Annotated in this window: 16 protein-coding genes; 7 read left to right on the top strand and 9 right to left on the bottom strand. The window is 39.4% G+C overall.

The genetic code is table 11. From position 1 onward, the window contains the following. Nucleotides 1-35: 35 nt before the first annotated feature. The 6 genes from HNP38_RS02285 to HNP38_RS02260 all read left to right on the top strand — a co-directional run bounded on the left by HNP38_RS02285 (nt 36) and on the right by HNP38_RS02260 (nt 5,243). Nucleotides 36-353, top strand: coding sequence for a hypothetical protein (locus HNP38_RS02285; RefSeq protein ID WP_184183809.1), 318 nt, complete (start codon nt 36-38; stop codon nt 351-353). A gap of 67 nt (nt 354-420) precedes the next feature. Next, the gene (locus HNP38_RS02280; RefSeq protein ID WP_184183806.1) at nt 421-1,734 is read left to right on the top strand and encodes a hypothetical protein; all 1,314 of its coding nucleotides are present in this window, start codon (nt 421-423) and stop codon (nt 1,732-1,734) included. A 48-nt stretch (nt 1,735-1,782) separates the two neighbouring features. Further along, complete coding sequence (locus tag HNP38_RS02275; RefSeq protein WP_184183803.1) at nt 1,783-2,400, top strand: hypothetical protein; 618 nt, start codon at nt 1,783-1,785, stop codon at nt 2,398-2,400. A gap of 288 nt (nt 2,401-2,688) precedes the next feature. Beyond that, complete coding sequence (locus HNP38_RS02270; protein ID WP_184183800.1) at nt 2,689-3,852, top strand: iron-containing alcohol dehydrogenase; 1,164 nt, start codon at nt 2,689-2,691, stop codon at nt 3,850-3,852. 205 nt (nt 3,853-4,057) lie between these two features. Continuing rightward, nucleotides 4,058-4,519 (top strand): lipocalin family protein, encoded by a 462-nt coding sequence (locus tag HNP38_RS02265; RefSeq protein WP_184183797.1) that lies wholly within the window; start codon nt 4,058-4,060, stop codon nt 4,517-4,519. Nucleotides 4,520-4,586: 67 nt separating this feature from the next. After that, complete coding sequence (locus HNP38_RS02260) at nt 4,587-5,243, top strand: GDSL-type esterase/lipase family protein (RefSeq protein ID WP_184183793.1); 657 nt, start codon at nt 4,587-4,589, stop codon at nt 5,241-5,243. Between the two features lie 48 nt (nt 5,244-5,291). Here the strand turns inward: HNP38_RS02260 and HNP38_RS02255 are convergent, their stop codons facing one another. From HNP38_RS02255 to HNP38_RS02245, 3 genes are all read right to left on the bottom strand, one after another. Then, nucleotides 5,292-6,644: a DEAD/DEAH box helicase gene (locus HNP38_RS02255; protein ID WP_184183790.1), complete on the bottom strand. Its 1,353-nt coding sequence runs from the start codon at nt 6,642-6,644 to the stop codon at nt 5,292-5,294. A gap of 118 nt (nt 6,645-6,762) precedes the next feature. Further along, nucleotides 6,763-7,272, bottom strand: coding sequence for a hypothetical protein (locus HNP38_RS02250; protein WP_184183787.1), 510 nt, complete (start codon nt 7,270-7,272; stop codon nt 6,763-6,765). 7 nt (nt 7,273-7,279) lie between these two features. Next, nucleotides 7,280-8,923: an ABC1 kinase family protein gene (locus HNP38_RS02245; protein WP_184183784.1), complete on the bottom strand. Its 1,644-nt coding sequence runs from the start codon at nt 8,921-8,923 to the stop codon at nt 7,280-7,282. A gap of 255 nt (nt 8,924-9,178) precedes the next feature. Between HNP38_RS02245 and HNP38_RS02240 the strand changes: the two genes are divergently transcribed. Further along, nucleotides 9,179-12,958 (top strand): fibronectin type III domain-containing protein, encoded by a 3,780-nt coding sequence (locus tag HNP38_RS02240; protein ID WP_184183781.1) that lies wholly within the window; start codon nt 9,179-9,181, stop codon nt 12,956-12,958. 159 nt (nt 12,959-13,117) lie between these two features. Here the strand turns inward: HNP38_RS02240 and HNP38_RS02235 are convergent, their stop codons facing one another. From HNP38_RS02235 to purM, 6 genes are all read right to left on the bottom strand, one after another. Next, on the bottom strand, nt 13,118-13,330 hold the full coding sequence (locus HNP38_RS02235) for a hypothetical protein (protein ID WP_184183778.1): 213 nt from the start codon (nt 13,328-13,330) through the stop codon (nt 13,118-13,120). 336 nt (nt 13,331-13,666) lie between these two features. Continuing rightward, complete coding sequence (guaA, locus tag HNP38_RS02230) at nt 13,667-15,196, bottom strand: glutamine-hydrolyzing GMP synthase (RefSeq protein ID WP_184183775.1); 1,530 nt, start codon at nt 15,194-15,196, stop codon at nt 13,667-13,669. A 283-nt stretch (nt 15,197-15,479) separates the two neighbouring features. Continuing rightward, a complete protein-coding gene (gene purD / locus HNP38_RS02225) occupies nt 15,480-16,718 on the bottom strand; it encodes a phosphoribosylamine--glycine ligase (protein ID WP_184183772.1) in 1,239 nt (412 codons plus the stop codon). A gap of 87 nt (nt 16,719-16,805) precedes the next feature. Then, a complete protein-coding gene (purH, locus tag HNP38_RS02220; protein ID WP_184183769.1) occupies nt 16,806-18,320 on the bottom strand; it encodes a bifunctional phosphoribosylaminoimidazolecarboxamide formyltransferase/IMP cyclohydrolase in 1,515 nt (504 codons plus the stop codon). Nucleotides 18,321-18,623: 303 nt separating this feature from the next. Next, complete coding sequence (gene purN, locus HNP38_RS02215) at nt 18,624-19,190, bottom strand: phosphoribosylglycinamide formyltransferase (RefSeq protein ID WP_184183766.1); 567 nt, start codon at nt 19,188-19,190, stop codon at nt 18,624-18,626. 76 nt (nt 19,191-19,266) lie between these two features. After that, nucleotides 19,267-20,259, bottom strand: coding sequence for a phosphoribosylformylglycinamidine cyclo-ligase (gene purM, locus HNP38_RS02210; protein ID WP_184183764.1), 993 nt, complete (start codon nt 20,257-20,259; stop codon nt 19,267-19,269). Nucleotides 20,260-20,354: the final 95 nt, after the last annotated feature.

The raw sequence follows: 20,354 nt of genomic DNA, 5'->3' as shown, positions 1-20,354 counted from the left end.
TTTGACCATCTTTTAGAGATGAAAAACAATAACGAATGAAAAGAGCCTGGAAAATTATGAATCTGATCGTATTAATGTTTCTGATTACCATTTGTTTATTAGGAACATTCCACAAACATATTTCGTTTGGCTTGGGCTTAGGGGATATTTTCGGATACGGGATTCTGTATTTGGTTACTATTTTTCATATTGGCCTGACCTTAAGCCTCCGAAATAAGGGAATATCCGCTCATATCATTTTAGGAGCGGTATTTTTTATCTTTGCGGTCTTAATCTGTTTAAAGGCAACTCTTTGGAGAGGCCCACTATATAAATGGAACGGACATATTTTTTATACGTCGCCAAAAAGTTAATTTTTTTTTGTTTCAGGGAATTATAAGGATTAAATCATATTTTCGCAGGCAACTCAAACAAACACAAATGAAACTCAGTTCAGGCACTTTATTTTTTGTTATTATTTCCCTTCTGTCTTTAGGGATTGCCGTTTATTTCTTTATCTCTAAAGGAGATCTTCTTTTTTCATCTATTTTCTTTATCGGTTTTATCCTATGCTTATTTTTTTCATACCAAGAATATGTATATACTAAAAATAAGGATATCCCGGTCAATGAGAAAGAGGTACCTGCGGAAACCAACATAAAATACTCTTTGTCAGAAAGTATAACCAACATATTATTATATATAATTCTTATAGTTTTTGGGATTTTTTTATGCAGCCTCATCGGGTTCAAATATGAGCAATATGACAGAAGCGACTACCTGAGCATAGCTGTAGGCTTGTTTCTCATCATCGGTAGCATTACAAAAGTTATCAAAATCATCAGAAAAATATCATTACCAAGTGTTTTAGCCATCAGTAACCAAGGAATTACCCTTAATTCCACTCAAAAAATGATGTGGAACGACATTAAAGACGAAAAGATTATCACAAGAATGGAATATTCGGATTCCAAGTACAAATCGGAGGTAAAGTACCTTACTTTATATCATAAAAGCAAAAAGGTAGAATTAAAACTCGAAGTTTTGAATATTGCAGACTATACCCTGGAACAATACCTGAAAATATACCGCAACCGTTTTAATCAGCATCATAAAATAAGCACATCTGACAATTCTGAAGAAAAACCTGCATCAGCATTTGAAAACATTATGAATATTGATGCATTATTTGCCCTGCCAGAAAAAGAATTTGAGACAGAGATCAAGAACATCGGAGATATTGCAGAAAAGAACACCCGGGAACTCACCGGATATTGTGAACATGTTTTAGATTTCGAAAACACTAATCTCCGCACTATTTACTTTGCCTTATCTGAAAACTCCGATGTTTGGGGAGATTTCCTATCCGGGGAATTTATAAGACTGTTTGAAAAAGCCAAAACCACGAACGATAAGGAAATTTATTCTGTTCTGGATGAAATTACCTGTGAGTATGACAGACGATATTCTCCAAGAGTAGCCAATTATCTTTACAATGAGCTCAACAGCTCAAAAGACACAGCCAAATCAAAAGCACTATGGTATATCAGCTCATGGATGGATGGTACCAACCTCCAAAAGAGTGATCCCATTGTTCAGAAAATAGTAAAAATGCTTAAAGACGATCACTGGAAGATCAGGTGGATGGCTCATGATATCCTTACCTCATTGGGTATTTTTAAAGAAGAGGAAATCGCAATATCTTCTATGGATAAGCTTAAGGGGAAAACTGGAAATCCTTATGAGATCGATTAAATCTTAAATCTTCTTCCATTTTCATAAATTTGTCATACATTCATTGCTATGAAAATTGTTTTTGCAGCCTTTATTCTTTTCTCCGGTATGCTATCCTCTCAGCATACCATTCCCGACGATTACCGGAAGATCCCTGAAATACTGGATAAGGTTGAATACCTCTACCCTTTCATACAACCGGATCAGCAATATGAATACTGGAAAGTGCTGAGCAACGAAGAAGACCAGGAAAAAGCGATCATCTATGAAAGCCAGATGCCTGAAAGCATGACGATCAACGAGCCTGCTCCTGCAAAAGGTTTCTTTCAAAAATGTTTTTCCAATGGCTGTTTTTCATATATTATTGCCTGTAAGGATAACCGTCCGGAATATTTCACCACTGAAAAAAAATTAAGAGATTTTATCGGTGTTGTAGATAATATCCCTGAAGCGATTCTTATTGCTCAAACGTATGGTTTTTTAGTTGATTCAAAGGATAAATCCGGAGGTTCCTACAAAATTGAAAATGACCATATCCTAATGTATCTGTCAAAAGTAAAATACTGTCCTGAAACGAAAGAATCTTTTTGGGTAAAAATCGACAGGAAAACCGGAAAACTGGAAAGCAGAAGCAATGGAATATACTATAAAAGTGATAACTGCATTCATAGTCTGAATTCGAATTAATAGTACCTGCTTAAATTTTTATTTTTTACCACAAAAGTCTGATAATACTTTGGAATAATACGCTTTAGAATATTTAGGCTTATTATTCTCACTTTGTCATTTCACAGGAATCTAAATGATGCTGAGTGTCCAAAAATCTTTTGTGCCTTTTGTGGTTTAGCTTTACAATACGGAATAACACATTTATTCGATAGTTTTAATAAAACATCATCATAAAAATTTTAAAATTTCCTTAACTCATTTTTCATTCTCCATTCCCTAAATTTGAATAAAAATAAATTTAGAACAATGCTTAATTTCGAGTTTAAGAATCCAACTAAAATACTTTTCGGAAAAGGAGAAATCGCTAAGATTTCAAAAGAAATCCCACAGGATGCCAGGGTTTTAATGATCTACGGCGGTGGAAGTATTAAAAACAACGGTGTTTATGATCAGGTAAAAGAAGCTTTAAAAGATCATGAGCTGCATGAATTCGGGGGAGTTCCCGCCAATCCAGAATATGAAGTACTGGTCAGTGCTTTACAGTTCATCAAAGAAAAAAATATCACTTATCTTTTGGCAGTAGGTGGCGGTTCCGTGATCGATGGGACTAAATTCCTTTCTGCAGCTGCTAATTACACCGGACAACCCTGGGAGATCCTGAAAAAACCAGTCCGCACTTTTGAAGGGGAAGGAATGCCTTTCGGAAGCATTTTAACATTGCCTGCCACAGGTTCCGAGATGAATTCGGGCTATGTCATTTCAAGAAGAGAGACCAACGAAAAACTGGCGTCAGGAGGCCCGGGGCTTTTTCCGCAGTTCTCGGTTCTGGATCCGGAAGTCGTGAGATCTATTCCAAAGAACCAGATCGCCAACGGAATTACTGATGCATACACCCACGTTCTGGAACAGTATATGACAGCACCATCTCCGGCAGACCTTCAGGAAAGAATTGCCGAAAGCATTCTGATAAGCTTACAGGAAACAGCTCCAAAAGTAATGGCCGATGATTTTGATTATGACGCTGCCGGAAATTTCATGTGGTGCTGCACGATGGCTCTGAACGGGCTGATCCAGAAAGGAGTGATCACCGACTGGGCAGTTCATGCCATGGGACACGAATTAACGGCTTATTACGGAATAGACCATGCAAGAACCCTGGCCATCATTGCTCCATCCCATTACAGATATAATTTTGAAACCAAAAAAGAGAAACTCGCACAGTATGCAGAAAGGGTCTGGGGAATAAAAGACGGAACAGTGGAAGAAAAGGCGGAACTTGGTATCAGAAAATTAGAAGAGTTTTTCCACAGCCTGCATATACAGACTAAGCTTTCGGAATATACTGAAGAATATCCGGGAACTGCTGAGAAAGTGGAAAAAGTATTTACAGACCGGAACTGGCTTGGTTTGGGAGAATACAAAAAACTGACCCCGCAGGATGCTTATAAAATTGTGGAAATGAGTTACTAATAAAACAGTAGAAGGCTTGAAGCTAAGAGCCAGAAACAGGAAGACTGACAAATGTAAAGATGATTCCCTGATTGTTTTTCCCCGGGCTTCCTTCCCGTTCCTGTCTAAATTCTGTTTATTTATAAACATTCGTTTAAAAAACCTCAATTTCATTATTAATATTTCAAATTTATTTATATTTTAGCATATTCTTAAATTTGTGAAAATGAAAAAAAAGCTACTTTTATTTGCCTTTTCAGCCATAGCGCTAACTTCTTGTGAAGATGATGATATGCAGGGGTATGAAATGGATATGTTAAAAGGAGACTGGAAGGTTAGTAAAACAGAGATTATTTCCGGAAAAGATAATAAAACAGTACTATCCAGTGGTACTCCGGCCGGATGCGATGAAAAGAACACCCTGCATTTCAGAACCGATTATTATACAAGCTATACGTATTATTCAGGAGTTGGTGCGGATTGCCAGATAGCCGGAAAGAATGAGGGTACATTCAACTACAGTGAAGAAACCAAAGACCTTACCATTCATTTCGACGGCGAGGATCCTGAAAACTATAGAGTAGTGATCCTTTCCAATACTGAATTAAGAGTCATGCAGCTTTTTGGTAATGTAGACGTAAATGGTGATGCAGTCAATGACATCAATTATGTTACGTTTAAAAGATAAAACAAAGCTCCCGGTAATCGGGAGTTTTTTATGAACTGAAATTGAATTAACGGCAAATCATTACTTCATGAAGAATATCTTATCTATATTTTTATTACTCACGTTTTCATTTTTCTTTTCACAGGGAAAAAAACCTGTATACTGGCAGGATATTCAAAACTTTAAAAAACTGGATCGGAAAGATGCGCCTCCGAAAGACGCCATCCTTCTGATCGGAAGCTCATCGTTTACCCGATGGACGGATGTTGGTAATTATTTTCCTGATAAAACCATTATCAACCGAGGTTTTGGAGGCTCTAAGCTGAGTGATCTTAACTATTATGCTGATGATCTTCTCAGTCCTTACCAGCCTAAGCAGATCATTATCTTCTGCGGAGAAAATGATTTTGCAGATAATCCCCAATTAAAAGCAAAGGAAGCCGTAGATCGTTTTAAAGCATTTTACAATAAGATCCGCAAAAGATTTCCCGATATTGAGGTAGATTATATGTCAATAAAGTACTCTCCGAGCAGGGAAAAGCTTTGGCCACAAATGAAAAAAGCCAACAGAAAAATCGCCTGCTTCATGAAAAAGGAAAAAAATGCAAAATTTATTGATATCACCAAAATTATGGAAGACAGTAATGGAAACGTAAGGAAAGATCTTTTTCTGAAAGATATGCTTCACATGACTCCGGAAGGTTATAAACTGTGGACTTCCGTGATGAAACCCTATATGAAATAACAGAATAGCAATCCAAATAAAAAGCTCCCGATCGCCGGGAGCTTTTGTTTATTTCTTTCTTTTGGATTTTGATATCGTTTTCTGCTGAGCCCTGTTTGCCCCAAACTTCTTAGGTGCTTTTCTTTTTGACGGCCCGCCCCAGTTTTCCTTCTTGTTTTTATCTTTTTTCTCATGGAATGCTCCCCCGCCTTCATTTAATTTTACTCTTACAGGGTTTTTCATCACCACCTGCTCTTCTTCGGAAGCAATCTTCTTCGTATTGATTTTTACTCCTTCCGGGAAATCGATGAACTGAAGCTCTTTATCCATTAATAATTCAATATCCAGCGCAAGGGTTTCTTCTTTTTTAGTGACAAAAGTAACGGCTTTACCATCTTTGTCTGCCCTACCCGTTCTTCCGATCCTGTGGATGTACTGTTCCGGAACTTCCGGAACCTCGAAATTGATCACATGGGTAATATCTGAAATATCCAAACCTCTCGCCATAACGTCTGTGGTGATCAGCCCCCTGATCTCTTCCCCTTCAAACCTTTTCATGGCCTTAAGCCTATAGTTTTGGGATTTATTCGAGTGAATAACATCGAACTGTTCAGGGAAAAGCTCATCTATTTTAGTGAACAGTAGGTCTGCATGTCTTTTATTGTTATTAAAGATCAATACTTTGGACATATCCGTGTTATTTTTTAATAAATGTTCAAGCAGGTTGATCTTCGTGTTGAAGTTTTCAACTTTATAGGCTGTCTGATCTATTTTTTCAAGCGGAGTTCCTGATTTTGCCAATGAAATTTCAACCGGGCTGGCAAAATATTCATCCAGCATCTCATCTACAGCTTCCGTCATGGTGGCTGAGAAAAGAATGTTCTGCCTCTTCTCTTTCATCATTTCAAAAATATGGGTAAGCTGTGGCCTGAAGCCCAGATTCAGCATCTCATCAAACTCATCAATGATCAGTTTCTGCACTTCTTTCAGGGAAATGGCGTTGTCTATGGATAAATCCATTACCCTTCCGGGAGTTCCCACCAGAATATCACAACCGTCATTAAACAGCAGCTTTTGCGTATTGATGTTTTTACCTCCGTATATACCGATTACCCTCGCCGTGATATTTTCGGTCAGCTTTTCAAGAATTTCCGTCACCTGCACTACCAGCTCTCTCGTAGGAACAAGAATTAATACGGTAGGATTTCCTGCCTTGTTATATTTCCAGGTTTTAAGAACGGGCAAAAGATAAGCTAATGTTTTTCCGGTCCCGGTCTGCGCAATTCCCATCACATCTCTTCCGGAAAGGATCGGCTTCAGGCTTTTTTCCTGGATAGGGGTAGGCTCGAATAATTCCAGGTCTGCCAAAACATCAAGAATTTTAACCGGCAGGTCAAAATCTGCAAAAGTGAGTTTTTCCATGCTGCAAAGATAGGCAATTAATTATTTGCGATAATAAGGAAGTAAGAAGCCAGGAGTATATTCCCAATTCTGAAGACTGGATTCTTAAACTTTAAACGCAAAGCCTAAAACCATACACTTAAAACACTTTCACACTCCGGCTTATTATTTTGATATCATCATCTTTCCACTGGCTGGAGGTGATGATCACATTTCCTTTTTTCTTAGGACCCTTTCTGATGGGAAATTTTCCGTCTTCCCATTGTATGCAGTGAGTAGGAATGGCACCTATAAAAGGCTGCCAGTTATTTTTGACCAGAGTAAAGGTATAAAATGAATGCCAGCAGCTGGTACACCAGTCCGGATAAAAGCCCAGCTCATCTTTACCGTCATTGTTCAGGTCTTTCAGGTTATAAACAGACCCGTTTTTAGACTGTGTAATAGTAATCGGTTTTATTTTTTTATCACTGAAATAGATGATGGTTTCACATTTTCCGTCACATTCATCATTACAGCCATTTTCTTTGGTGTAAGCATATTCTTTTTTCCCGTTTCCGTCATAATCACCCAAAACACCATCTTTCCCGAAAGTCTGCGCCGGTAAAAAAGCACTGCAGGATATAAAAACCATGACTATTATTTTTCTCATTATTATTTTATTTTCTGGTTATTCTCAGTAATAATATCAAAACCAAGAGGGCAGAAAAGATAAATCCTAAAACAGCCATCAACGACATCTCACCGATCCTGGGCCCTGATTCCGATACAAAAACAATAGCTGTTGCTATGATATTGGCCCCTAAGATCATGGTAAGGATCAGATTGATCACACTTGATTTTATCAACTGATTGGTTTTCTCAATATTCTTGATCTCACTGGAAACGGTAAACTTGTTTTCATCCAGTTTTTGCAGAACAGAACGAAGCTCTTTCGGGATTTCATCTACATTATCCGTAAAATTCATCATCCGGTCCATTCCCGTTTTTAAAAGATTCTTGGGACTGATCTTCCTGGCAAAAATTTTCTTTGTGTAGGGATGAAGGCTTTTGACAATATCCAGATCTGGGTTGATATTCCTTCCTACTCCTTCTATGAGACTGATCCCTTTAAACAGAAGATAAAAATAATCGGGCATATAAAGCCTGTTGTCTTTAAGAATATCTTTCATCTTGTTAACGATCACCTGAACGTTGATCTCCTGCAAAGAGGAGCTGTGGACAAAATTCAGGATGTCTTCCACATCGTTTTCAAATCTTCTTTCATCCGGAATTTCATAGCTTACCGCCATCTTTTTGAGATACCTTACAATTTTATGAGGATTTTTGGCCACAAAGCTGACAATTAAATTTTCGAGGATCTCCTTGTCATTCGGCTGGATTTTTCCTACCGCACCAAAATCAATGAAAACAATTTTCCCATTCTTTTTGACCAGAATGTTTCCGGCATGAGGGTCAGCATGGAAGAAACCGTAATCCAGGATCTGGGATACAAATAACCGCAATCCCACTTCAGACACTTTTACCGGATCTATACTGTTAGCCAGAAGAATGGATTTATCTGTTACCTTGATCCCGTCAATAAACTCCATGCATAGGACATTATTGTTGGAAAATTCTTCATAGACTTTCGGGACATAGGTCTCTTTGTTATTTTTAAAATTCCTGGAAAACTGCTGGATGTTCTCTTTTTCATTAATTAAGGAAACTTCTTCCAATAAGGATCTCTCAAAGGTTGAAATGGCCTGTTTCAGGTTTAATTTGTTTCCGATCTCCGAATAAGCGGAAATCAGTTTTTCCATATCCTTAAGCAAAAGAAGATCATCTTCGATCACCATCTGCACATTTGGTTTTTTGATTTTTAAAATGACTTCGCTCCCGTCCGCTAATACTGCTTTATAAACCTGCGCAATCGAAGCGGTGGCCAAAGGTTCTTTTTCTATCTCCCGGAAATGGTCATCCGCTGAAATATTGAATTCAAGCTCCAGGATCTCCTTTATATTCATATCTATGGTATCTACCTTATCCTGAAGCTTCTGCAACTCCTGAATGAGCTCCGGCGGGAGCAGATCTTCCCGGTTACTGAATGCCTGTCCCAATTTTACAAAAGTGGGCCCCAACTCTTCCAGAACAAGCCTGATCCGTTCATAAACCGTGCCTTTTGATATGATTTCATCAGAACCCTCCTCTTCTTGTTTATTTCCACCGTTCATTCTGGCCAGCATATCCTTAAAACCATATTTACTTAATACGGAAATCAGCCTGGCAGATCTTTTCAATTTTCTTTGCTGCTTGTCAAACATATCTATAAAATAATTACTGCAAAGTAACACCAAAAATTATTCCCCTGTTTATATTTTATTTTGGATATGTATCCTGCATAATCCCGAAGATTGTACAATAAAATAGAGTCCTGAACGTTTGTTAATATAGAAATTCTTAACATTATAAATAAATCGGTACTAATTATTTTATTTTTTTACAAAAAAACATTAAAATTCATAATGAATGAAAGCAAAAAACCCTTAGATTTGCATTATAATATAAAATATTAGCTTATGAAGAAATTTTCTACTTTTTTAATTCTTCTTCTCTGCTTGATGAATGTGGGTCTTATTCCAAAAGTCCACGGTCAGGCACCATTACCTTACAGCCAGGATTTTACAGCCGGGAACGACTTTACCCTTAATAACGGGACCCAGGCTAACAAATGGTTTCATGGTTCTGTAACGGGTAATCCCGGAAATTCACTTTTTATCTCTAATGACAATGGGGTCACTAATGGCTATAATGTCAATTCTACCAGTGTAGTACAAGCCTACAGAGATCTTATAATTCCGGCGGGGTCTACCATTGCTACCTTTTCATTCGACTGGAAAGCGGGAGGAGAAAGTACCTGGGATTATTTAAGAGTATGGTTGGTTCCGGCCTCCTTTACTCCTACTGTAGGGGCTCAGATCACTGCAGGAGCAGGAAGAACCCAAGTGGGGCAGTTTAACCTGCAAAATACATGGCAGACCTATCTGTCTCCAACTTTAAATGTAAGTGCTTACGCAGGGAACAATATGCGTTTAGTATTCGAATGGAGAAATGACGGTATCCTGGGCGCACAGCCCGCTGTAGCGATTGACAACATCAACATGTTTATTCCTACATGTCTTGTGCCTTCAGCAATGGCAACTTCTGCCATTACCGCCACTTCCGCTACCCTGAGCTGGACACCTCCGTCTCCGGTACCAGCCAACGGATACCAGTATTACCTCAGTACATCCAGCACACCTCCTACCTCTGCAACCGTAGGAACACCTGTTGCAGGAACCTCTGTAAATTTAGGTGCTACTTTAACGCCAAATACTACTTATTACTGGTGGGTACGTTCTGTATGCAGCCCTACAGACAGCAGTATCTGGATCGCTGGCCCTGCATTCACTACGACACAAATACCAACAACGATTCCATATTTCCAGGATTTCACTACAACCAATGATCTTGGATTTACCGGTTCTACCGGCACTGGAGTCCAAACCAACAAATGGTTCTATGGCACTGCCACTGGAAACCCGGCAAAATCCATTTATATTTCCAATGACAATGGTGTTACCAACGGTTATACCATTAACACAACAAGTGTGGTTCATGCCTACAGAGATATTATCGTACCAACGGGAACTACGCTTGCCTATCTGACATTCGACTGGAAAGGATTTGGAGAAACTACCTGGGATTATTTAAGAGTATGGCTGGTTCCGGCTGGATTCTCTCCAACCCCGGGAGCTCAGATCACTGCAGGAGGGGGAAGAATTCAGGTAGGTGCCAACTTTAATCAGCAAGCTGCATGGCAGACTTATCTTAACACTGCCGTAAACTTAAGCAGCTTTGCAGGAAACACAATGCGTCTGGTATTTGAATGGAGAAATGACGGTTCCGGTGGTACACAGCCTCCTATGGCCGTGGATAACATCCATCTATTCATTCCTACATGTTTTGTACCTACTGCGATGGGTGTAACCAATGTACTGGCGACTTCTGCCACAATAAGCTGGACAGCTCCTACTCCGGCACCGGCTAACGGATATCAGTATTTCTATAATACAACAGGTGTTCCGCCTACAGCAGCAACTGTAGGAACCGCGGTGGCAGGTACAACAACTCCTTTAACTCCTTTAACACCAAATACCACTTATTACTGGTGGGTACGTTCAGTCTGCAGCTCGACAGACAGAAGTATCTGGGTTGCAGGGCCAAGCTTTACTACCACACAGATACCGGCAACAATTCCGTATTACCAGCCTTTCACTACACCACCTAATGATTTCGGATTTACTACCGGAACACAAACCAATAAATGGTATTATGGTGCTGCTACAGGAAATACAGGAAACTCTATTTATATCTCCAATGACAACGGAACATCCAACACTTATACGATTAACTCAACCAGTGTAGTACATGCATACAGAGATATCGCCGTACCGGCAGGAACTACCATTGCCAAATTATCATTTGACTGGAAAGCAGACGGTGAAAGCACATGGGATTATTTAAGAGTATGGTTGGTTCCGGGATCTTTTATGCCTACACCAGGCACTCAGATCACAGCAGGAACCGGAAGGGTACAATTGGGAGCTAATTACAACCAACAGCCTACATGGCAGGCTTATCTTAATGCCAATTTAAATTTAAGCAGCTTTGCAGGAACAACCATGCGTTTGGTATACGAATGGAGAAATGATGGTTCTGGTGGTACACAGCCTCCTGTAGCAATAGATAACGTAAAACTGGTTATCTGTAAAACGGCTACTCCGGTTGTAACCGTTAGTGCTGTAACGCATAATTCTGCTACATTAACATGGCCTCAGGATTCTGGTGAAGCTTCTTATACCATCAGATACAGACCTGTTGGTTCCACTACATGGCAGGTAGTAACGGTACCCGGCTTACCTTACCCTACACCAACCAATACATATCCTTTAGCCAACTTATTGCCTGCAACATTATATGAGGTGGAAGTGGCTGCTGTATGTAACACGACAACGGGAGCATACTCTCACAACGAGTTTACCACAAGATGTGATCCTACTCCTCCGAATGTTACTGTAAGTAATATTACTACAACTTCTGCTCTGATCACCTGGAATCCGCTTGCGGCCAGCTCAACTTATGTGATGAGATACAGAATTGTAGGTAGCGGACCAACAGGATGGAGCCCTAACATTAACTTACCTGCTGCACCTGCCAATACGTATCCGCTTAATAATTTAAATGTGTATACTTCTTATGAAGTTCAGATCGCTAATAAGTGTGATGGAGAGACTGCTCTTAACCCATGGTCTACTCCGGCAGTATTTACTACGGAAAGAACCTGCGAAATACCTCCTCCGGGATTAACGATCACCAACATTACCCCTACGAGTGCTGTAGTGGTTTGGGATCCTTTCGCCGGTGCGACTTCTTATATCCTGAGATATAGAAAGGTAGGTATTCCAAGCTGGACGAATGTTACAGTACCAACCAATACTTATACGATTCAGAATTTACTTGAATTAACGATGTATGAAATGCAGGTTGCAAATATTTGTAATGGTACTCCGGGTAACTTCACTCCTCCGTATTTCTTCACAACACCTACGGTAATATACTGCCAGATGTCTTCTGCCAGCTCGGCTACAGAATATATCTCAAAAGTTACCGTGAAGCCGAATGGAAAACCTACGATGGAAAATGCATCAGGAGCATCCAATTACACGGATTACACAAATACTCCTGCAAAATTCATTGAACTGATCCAGGGCTCTACAGGTAATGAGCTTTCTATTGAGAAGTCAGGGGCCAGCAGCGATACAGGTATTGCCGTATGGATAGATTTTGACAGAAACGGTACTTTTGAGCCAAGTGAAAGAATCCTTGCTTCTGCACCAAGTACTACAACTCCTGTTTCAGGAACATTTACTGTACCGGCCAATGCATTTGTAAGCTCTGATTACAAGTATGTATTAATGAGAGTTGCCATGCAGAAAGACGCTATTCCTGTGAACTGTATGAGCTTCCAGAATGGAGAAGTAGAGGATTATACGGTAAGAATTTCCAAAGTACCTGTTCCTAACTCCATCAATCAGGATGATATTATGATCTATCCTAACCCGGTGAGTACGGTACTGCATGTGAAGAATATCAGCAAAAAAGCAAACTATAAGATATATAATACAGCAGGGCAATTGATTTCTAACGGAGTTCTACTGAATAACCAGATCAATGTAAGCAAACTGATCAACGGTGTCTATGTAATAGATATTGAAGACGGTGAAAAATCTGCTCAGAAGAAATTCATCAAAGAATAGTATTTTAACATTCATAAATAGAATAAGCTCTCATTTCTGAGAGCTTATTTTTTTACCTGAATAACTTGTTACTGTTACTTACTGAATATTATTGTGAACAGGTTTTGAATAAATAAATTCCTATCACATATAATATTTCTTATCCTGCATTCAGATCATTCATATTATGGCTGTTTCTCCGGGGCTGTCCTGGATTGTTTTATAATTATTTCTAAGACGTCTTAAAGACACAAAATCATTCATAAATCTAAGATCTGCATATTGCGCATGTAAGATGATGTTATCCTCAATTTCAAACGTAGCCTGATCAAGGTCTTCATGCTGATCTTCTCCCGGCTCCTGGTTTCCTTCTACAAGAATTCCCCATCGCATTACATCACTGTCATTTCCTCTTATTTTATTATGCTTTATAATGGGGTCTGAAGAAATGAACTTATACTGCCATACTGCCTAAAAAAGTCTTCAGACAGCCGGCAAGGTTCCGGAACCTATAATTTAACCGGGTAATTCTGTATATATAAAAAGCTATTGAAATTGACAGTATAAATAGCTGTATAAAAAAACCTCCCTTGCGGGAGGCAAAAACACAAATGATGAAAAAAAATTATTTGAAATTATTTAATTCTATTACAAAGATATCCTTTAAAAAATTACCTTTTTATGATCCAGCTCATAAAAACAAAATTTTCATACAGGGGTTATAAAACATTATTCCCACTCTATTGTTGCAGGTGGTTTGCTCGAAATATCGTACGCTACCCTGTTTATTCCTCTTACTTCATTAATGATCCTGTTAGAGATCGTTTCAAGGAATTCATAAGGCAGTTTGCTCCATGTTGCCGTCATAAAATCAATTGTATTGGCAGAACGAACTACAGCCGTGTATTCGTACGTTCTCTCATCTCCCATTACTCCCACAGATTTCACGGGAAGCAGGACTACAAAAGCCTGAGAAACTTTCTCATAAAGATCATTTTTATATAGTTCTTCAATGAAGATATCATCAGCTTCCTGAAGGATCCTTACTTTTTCAGCATCTACGGCTCCCAGAACCCTGATCCCTAAACCTGGTCCCGGGAATGGGTGCCTGTATACCAAATGATGCGGAATACCAAGCTTTTCGCCCACTTTTCTTACTTCATCTTTGAATAGTTCCCTTAAGGGTTCCAGCAGCTCAAATTCCATATCTTCCGGCAGCCCGCCTACATTATGGTGTGACTTGATCACCGCCGATGGCCCGTTGACAGACTGGCTTTCAATAACATCCGGATAGATCGTTCCCTGTGCTAAAAACTTTGCGCCTTCAATTTTATGGGATTCTTCATCAAAAACATGAATGAATTCATTCCCGATGATCTTTCTTTTCTGTTCCGGATCATCAATTCCTTCTAATTTGGATAAAAATCTTTCGGAAGCATTCACCAGTTTAATGTTCATATGGAAATGCTCTCCATAATTATCCATCACTTTCTGACCTTCATTCTTCCTCAATAAGCCGGTATCTACAAAGATACAGGTAAGCTGATCTCCGATCGCCTTATGGATCAGAACAGCAGCTACAGAAGAGTCAACACCGCCCGAAAGTCCAAGGATAACTTTGTTGTCTCCTACTTTCTCACGAATATCAGCCACCGTTTTTTCTATATAATTGGTAAGCTTCCAATTTTTCTCAGCATTGCATATCCCGAAAACGAAATTTTCAAGCATTTTACCACCTTCTTCCGAATGTGAAACTTCCGGATGGAACTGAACACAATAAATTTTTCTTTCAGGATTGGAAATAGAAGCCATTACCCCTGATTTTGCATTTAACTCGAAACCGGCAGGCAATTCTCCTACTTCATCAAAATGACTCATCCAAACGATGGAATTTTGAGTGACTCCTTTTAGTAAATCATTTTCTTTAATAATTTCCAAATGAGCTTTGCCATATTCCCCTTTCACTCCTTTATGCACTTTACCTCCCAGAAGATGAGCGGTCAGCTGCATTCCATAACAGATCCCCAGAACAGGGATTCCCTGTTCATAAAGTTCTTTCTCTACGAGATGAGCATTTTCCGCATTTACAGAGCTTGGCCCTCCCGAAAGAATAATCCCTTTCGGTTCTCTTTCCAAAATATCCTGTAGGGGTGTATTGTAAGGCAGGATCTCGGAATAAACCCCCATTTCACGGATTCTTCTTCCGATAAGCTGGTTGTACTGGGATCCGAAATCTAATATGATAATACCGTTGTGCATTTTTAAATTATGAGTTATAAATTATAGGTTATGAGTTATTTAATTATTTAGTTTAATGAGCTTCATACTATAAAATGTGCTTTTGTCATTCTGTATGAATCTAAAGCCTCAAGTTTATCATGACCGTTGAGAGTCGTGCGGAATGGCAAAAGAAGCTCAAATTGCCTTTAATAATTATTCACTCAAATTATTTCATTCCTGAATTGATTTTCTTATTGAATATCAATATCATTGATCTTACAAAAAAAGACTTGGAGATGATCCAAATCTTTTTTGATTTTTATTAAAACTTTCCGATGTCTTCTCTGTAGAAACTGTAATCGAAGTGGACAGGAAGCGCATCTTCGTAGACTTTCTTACGGGCCTCGTCATACGTAGCACCGGTAGCCACCAGGTTAAGTACTCTTCCACCATTGGAAACCACTTTGTCTCCTCTTTTAATTGCACCTGCGTAAAACAATTGGCTATGTTTCACTTTATCTGCTCCTACAATCTCGAAGCCTGTTTCAATATTTCTAGGATATCCTCCTGAACACATGACCAGACATACTGCTTTTTCATTTTTAAATTTAAGCTCGATGTCCTTACCGTTCATACAGTCATTGATCACATCCAGCAGATTATTTTCCATGAGGGCCATCAAAACCTGTGTTTCAGGATCTCCGAATCTCATGTTATACTCAAGAAGATAGGTTCCCTTTTTGGTTACCATCAATCCGAAGAAAATGATCCCTTTAAAGCTGAATCCTTCTCCTTTAAGCCCCTTAATGGTAGGCTCAAGGATATTCTTTTCGAAATCGGCATAATGTTCCTGGGTGAATTCCGGGCTTGGCGCCACAGATCCCATTCCTCCTGTATTTGGGCCTTTATCTCCGTTACCGGCTTTTTTATAATCTTTTACGGGGATACAAGGGAATAATTTGTCGCCGTTCGAGAAGGCAATGATAGATGCCTCAAAACCCTGTAAATATTCCTCGATAACTAAACGGATCCCGGCATCACCATAGATCCTGCGGATCATGAAATCGTGAATGGTAGCTTCTGCCTCTTCTAAGGTATCGCAGATCACCACTCCTTTTCCGCCGGCAAGACCGCTTGCTTTGATCACCAAAGGATAAGCCTGGGTCTGAATGTATTCTTTAGCTTCAGGATATGAATCAAACACTACTGCTTTCGCTGTCTTGATATCATAGGTCTGCATAAACTTCTTAGAGAAAGCCTTACTTCCTTCAAGGCTGGCCACTTTTTGGCCAGGACCGAAAACTTTAAGATCATGCTTTTTAAATTCATCTTTTAAGCCGGCTACCAATGGGGCTTCCGGGCCTACGATAGTTAAATCTACTTTTTCTTTGATGGCGAAATCCCTGATCTCTTTAATATCCGCTAAATGAACATTTTTCCCTATTGCATCGGTAGTAGCATTTCCGTTAGCAAAAAACATTTTAGTAACTCTGGAGTCTTTATGAAGTTTTGCTGCTAAGGCAGATTCTCTTCCACCTTCACCTATGATTAATATTCTCATATTTTATAATTATCTTGTCTATTTTACAAATATATAATTTTGAATGCTATAAATACAATCTCAAAATCAATTTTAATTCTATTTTAATTAGTGTAAAAAGTGTCTGATGCCTGTAAACATCATCGGAATGCCATGTTCATCTGCTGCTTCGATGCTGTCCTGATCTTTTACACTTCCTCCGGGCTGGATGATCGCTTTGATCCCTTCTACAGCACAGAAGTCTACCACATCCCGGAATGGGAAAAATGCATCGGAAGCTAAAACAAGATCTCCCGTGAATTTTTCTTTTGCTCTTTCCACAGCCTGTTGGGTAGCCCAGATCCTGTTGACCTGTCCCCCTCCGATCCCGAAAGCCTGAACCCCGTTAGAAACCACAATGGCATTGGATTTTACATACTTTACCACTCTTTGTGAGAAAAGCAACGCCTTTTTCTGTTCTTCGGTAGGCTGTACGTTTGTAACTACTTTAATATCATCAGAGAAATGGGTATCATTATCCTGAACCAGCATTCCACCGTCAATTTTCACCCAGGTCTGCTTATCGGAAACCGGGTTTGCGATTTTTATAATTCTTAAATTCTTTTTCTTTCTTAAAATCTCCAGAGCCTCTTCATCAAAATCAGGTGCCATTACGATCTCAAGAAAGGTTTTATTCAATTCTTCGGCTGTAGCTGCATCGATCTTGTAGTTCATGGCTACAATTCCGCCAAAAATGGAAACCGGATCACATTCGAAAGTTTTCTGATAGGTCTCCAAAGCCGTAGTTCCTATCGCAACGCCACATGGTGTAGAGTGTTTTACGGCACAACAGGCCATTTCTTCTTTAAATTCATTCACCACTTTCCAGCAAAGGTCCATATCACGCAGGTTATTGAAAGATAGCTCTTTACCGCCAAGCTGCTCAAAATCTTTCATGGCTCCTTTCTCAAATGTAGAAACGTAATAAGCTGCTGTCTGGTGAGGGTTTTCCCCGTATCTCAGGTCTGAAACTTTTTTGTAGGATGCATTCAGGTAGGCAGGATATTCTTCATCCAAAAGCATTCTTGAAATAGCAGCGTCATAAGCAGAGGTAAGGTTAAATACTTTCCCAGCAAGTTTCTTACGGGTTTCGATATAGGTATCGCCGTTCTGCTCCATTTCGATCTTTACCGAAGCATAATCTTCCACATCGGTAATTACAGTAACGGAATCGAAGTTCTTAGCCGCCGAACGAAGCATTGAAGGGCCTCCAATGTCAATAAACTCTACCTTTTCATGCAAAGAAATGTCTTTGTTCACATTCTCAAAGAAAGGGTAAAGGTTTACGATCACCATGTCTATCAAACCAATTCCATGTTCCTGAACGGTTTTCATATGTTCTTCATTGGCACGTACGGCTAAAAGCCCGCCATGGACTTTCGGGTGTAACGTTTTCACTCTTCCATCCAGCATTTCAGGAAAGCTGGTAACCTCATCAATCTGAATCGGATTTAAACCAGCATCTTTCAAATGTTTGAAAGTTCCTCCCGTAGAAATCAATTCATAATCCCGGGCTTCCAAAAACCGTGCGAATTCTATTAATCCGCTCTTGTCAGAGACGCTGATCAAAACTCTTTTGCTCATAAGATTTTCATTTTTTACTTTTTACAGCTATTTCAAACTGTATTCCGGCCTTTCACCTCCGGTTTTACTTTATTTTACTTAGATTTTTCAATTTTTCCGAAATAATTCTGATCAAAATCTAAATGTGTGTTTTCTGTTTTAACATTCATCTCGTTTCATTCTTTAGTTTTCTATTGCTGTTTAGATTCCTACGGAATGACAAACCTGGTATTTTAGCTTTTGTGGGGTCGAGACTGCTTTTTTAAACCACCCCGTCAAAAATTCAAAGGATTTTTGACACCCCTCCAAAGGAGGGGAATTTTTTTATCTGCTCCCCAGCACTTTGTTGATCGCTTTCGGGAAGATCTCATATTCGACCCGGTGAACTTTTTGTGCCAGAGAATCCGGAGTATCATTTTCATCAATTTCAAATGACTGCTGCAGAATGATCTCTCCTTCATCGATTCCCGAGGTCACAAAATGTACGGATGCCCCGCTTATTTTTTCTTTGGCTTCAATAACCGCATTATGGACATTCATTCCCCACATTCCTTTTCCTCCGAATTTTGGAAGCAATGCAGGATGGATATTGATTATTTTACCGTTCCAGTTTTGACAGAATTCCGGTTTCAGGATCGACAGGAACCCTGCCAATACGATCAGATCGGTATTTTCAGGAATTATATTGCTCAATTCTGCACTGAAATTCTTTCCTCTTGGAATGAGTATATTGTCGATATGATGGTTTCTAGCTCTTTCAAGCCCGAAACATTCACGGTCAGCAACCACCAAGGTTACTTTTGCATTCGGGATCTCTCCGTTTTCAGTGGTATCTATGATCCTCTGAAGATTGGTTCCGGAACCTGAAACGAGTACAACGATGTTTTTCATATTATGAATGTAGCAATGCATCAGTTTAGCAATATAACAATGGTTTTAATTCGCACACTGGTACATTGATCAATTGTTATATTGATAAATTAATCTTTTCGTTTCCTTCGGTAATTTCTCCGATCTCGTAAGCGTCATCCAAGAGGTGTAAAACTTTTTCCGCATGCTCTTCATCGATCACTACAATCATTCCAACCCCCATATTAAATGTTCCGAACATTTCTTCACGGCTTACACCGCCTCTTTTTTCCAGCTCCAGCATAATATTTGGGATCCTGATCTTTGATGCATCAATGGAAGCACACAGCCCTTCAGGGATGATCCTCGGAACGTTTTCATATAAACCTCCGCCCGTAATATGGGCAATTCCGCACACTTTTACTTCTTCAAGAAGCTTATGAATATCTTTATAATATAATCTTGTAGGGACCAAAAGGGTCTCGTATAATGGCTTCCCTTCAAATTCTTCTTCAAAATCGGGAAATACTTTTCGTACTAATGAGAATCCATTGGAATGGAAACCCGAGCTTGGCAATGCAATGATCTTATTTCCCGGCTTGATCTTGGAACCGTCAATGATCTGGTCTTTTTCTACTATACCTACACAAAATCCTGCCACATCATAATCTCCCGGCTGGTACATTCCCGGCATTTCAGCAGTTTCCCCACCTATTAATGCACAGTTGTTATCCTTGCAGGCTTCTACCATCCCCAGGACAATTTCGGCAGCGATATCGGAGTCCAGCTTTCCACAAGCCAGATAATCTAAAAAGAATAAGGGTTTTGCCCCGTGACAAAGGATATCGTTGGCACACATCGCAAAACAGTCGACACCAATGGAGTCATATTTTTTAGTGTCCAAAGCGACCTTTAGCTTGGTTCCCACTCCGTCGGTTCCGGAAACCAATACGGGATTTTTATATCCGCCTATTTCATAGAACGCCCCAAAACTTCCCAAATGATTCAGAACATTGGAATTATGGGTCTCACCTACCGCTTTCTTGATCTTATCTACGGTTTTATATCCTTCTTCTTTGTCTACTCCTGCAGATTTGTAAGTGTTGCTCATTTTTACTTTTCAGAAATTTTATTTCAAACTTTTTATCAATATCATCCAATAAAAAAGCCGACAATCTTGGTAGATTATCGGCCGTTATTTTATCT

The sequence above is a fragment of the Chryseobacterium defluvii genome (assembly GCF_014204415.1).
Lineage (GTDB): Bacteria > Bacteroidota > Bacteroidia > Flavobacteriales > Weeksellaceae > Chryseobacterium > Chryseobacterium defluvii_A.
The sequence above is the reverse complement of the archived record's forward strand: the minus strand, read 5'-3'. Positions and strand labels throughout refer to the sequence as shown.

Bases quoted from the DNA above. Each gene is read 5' to 3' on its own strand.
- HNP38_RS02285 (WP_184183809.1), top strand. From the start codon at position 36: ATGAAAAGAGCCTGGAAAATTATGAATCTGATCGTATTAATGTTTCTG.
- HNP38_RS02280 (WP_184183806.1), top strand. From the start codon at position 421: ATGAAACTCAGTTCAGGCACTTTATTTTTTGTTATTATTTCCCTTCTG.
- HNP38_RS02275 (WP_184183803.1), top strand. From the start codon at position 1,783: ATGAAAATTGTTTTTGCAGCCTTTATTCTTTTCTCCGGTATGCTATCC.
- HNP38_RS02270 (WP_184183800.1), top strand. From the start codon at position 2,689: ATGCTTAATTTCGAGTTTAAGAATCCAACTAAAATACTTTTCGGAAAA.
- HNP38_RS02265 (WP_184183797.1), top strand. From the start codon at position 4,058: ATGAAAAAAAAGCTACTTTTATTTGCCTTTTCAGCCATAGCGCTAACT.
- HNP38_RS02260 (WP_184183793.1), top strand. From the start codon at position 4,587: ATGAAGAATATCTTATCTATATTTTTATTACTCACGTTTTCATTTTTC.
- HNP38_RS02255 (WP_184183790.1), bottom strand. From the start codon at position 6,644: ATGGAAAAACTCACTTTTGCAGATTTTGACCTGCCGGTTAAAATTCTT.
- HNP38_RS02250 (WP_184183787.1), bottom strand. From the start codon at position 7,272: ATGAGAAAAATAATAGTCATGGTTTTTATATCCTGCAGTGCTTTTTTA.
- HNP38_RS02245 (WP_184183784.1), bottom strand. From the start codon at position 8,923: ATGTTTGACAAGCAGCAAAGAAAATTGAAAAGATCTGCCAGGCTGATT.
- HNP38_RS02240 (WP_184183781.1), top strand. From the start codon at position 9,179: ATGAAGAAATTTTCTACTTTTTTAATTCTTCTTCTCTGCTTGATGAAT.
- HNP38_RS02235 (WP_184183778.1), bottom strand. From the start codon at position 13,330: ATGCGATGGGGAATTCTTGTAGAAGGAAACCAGGAGCCGGGAGAAGAT.
- guaA (WP_184183775.1), bottom strand. From the start codon at position 15,196: ATGCACAACGGTATTATCATATTAGATTTCGGATCCCAGTACAACCAG.
- purD (WP_184183772.1), bottom strand. From the start codon at position 16,718: ATGAGAATATTAATCATAGGTGAAGGTGGAAGAGAATCTGCCTTAGCA.
- purH (WP_184183769.1), bottom strand. From the start codon at position 18,320: ATGAGCAAAAGAGTTTTGATCAGCGTCTCTGACAAGAGCGGATTAATA.
- purN (WP_184183766.1), bottom strand. From the start codon at position 19,190: ATGAAAAACATCGTTGTACTCGTTTCAGGTTCCGGAACCAATCTTCAG.
- purM (WP_184183764.1), bottom strand. From the start codon at position 20,259: ATGAGCAACACTTACAAATCTGCAGGAGTAGACAAAGAAGAAGGATAT.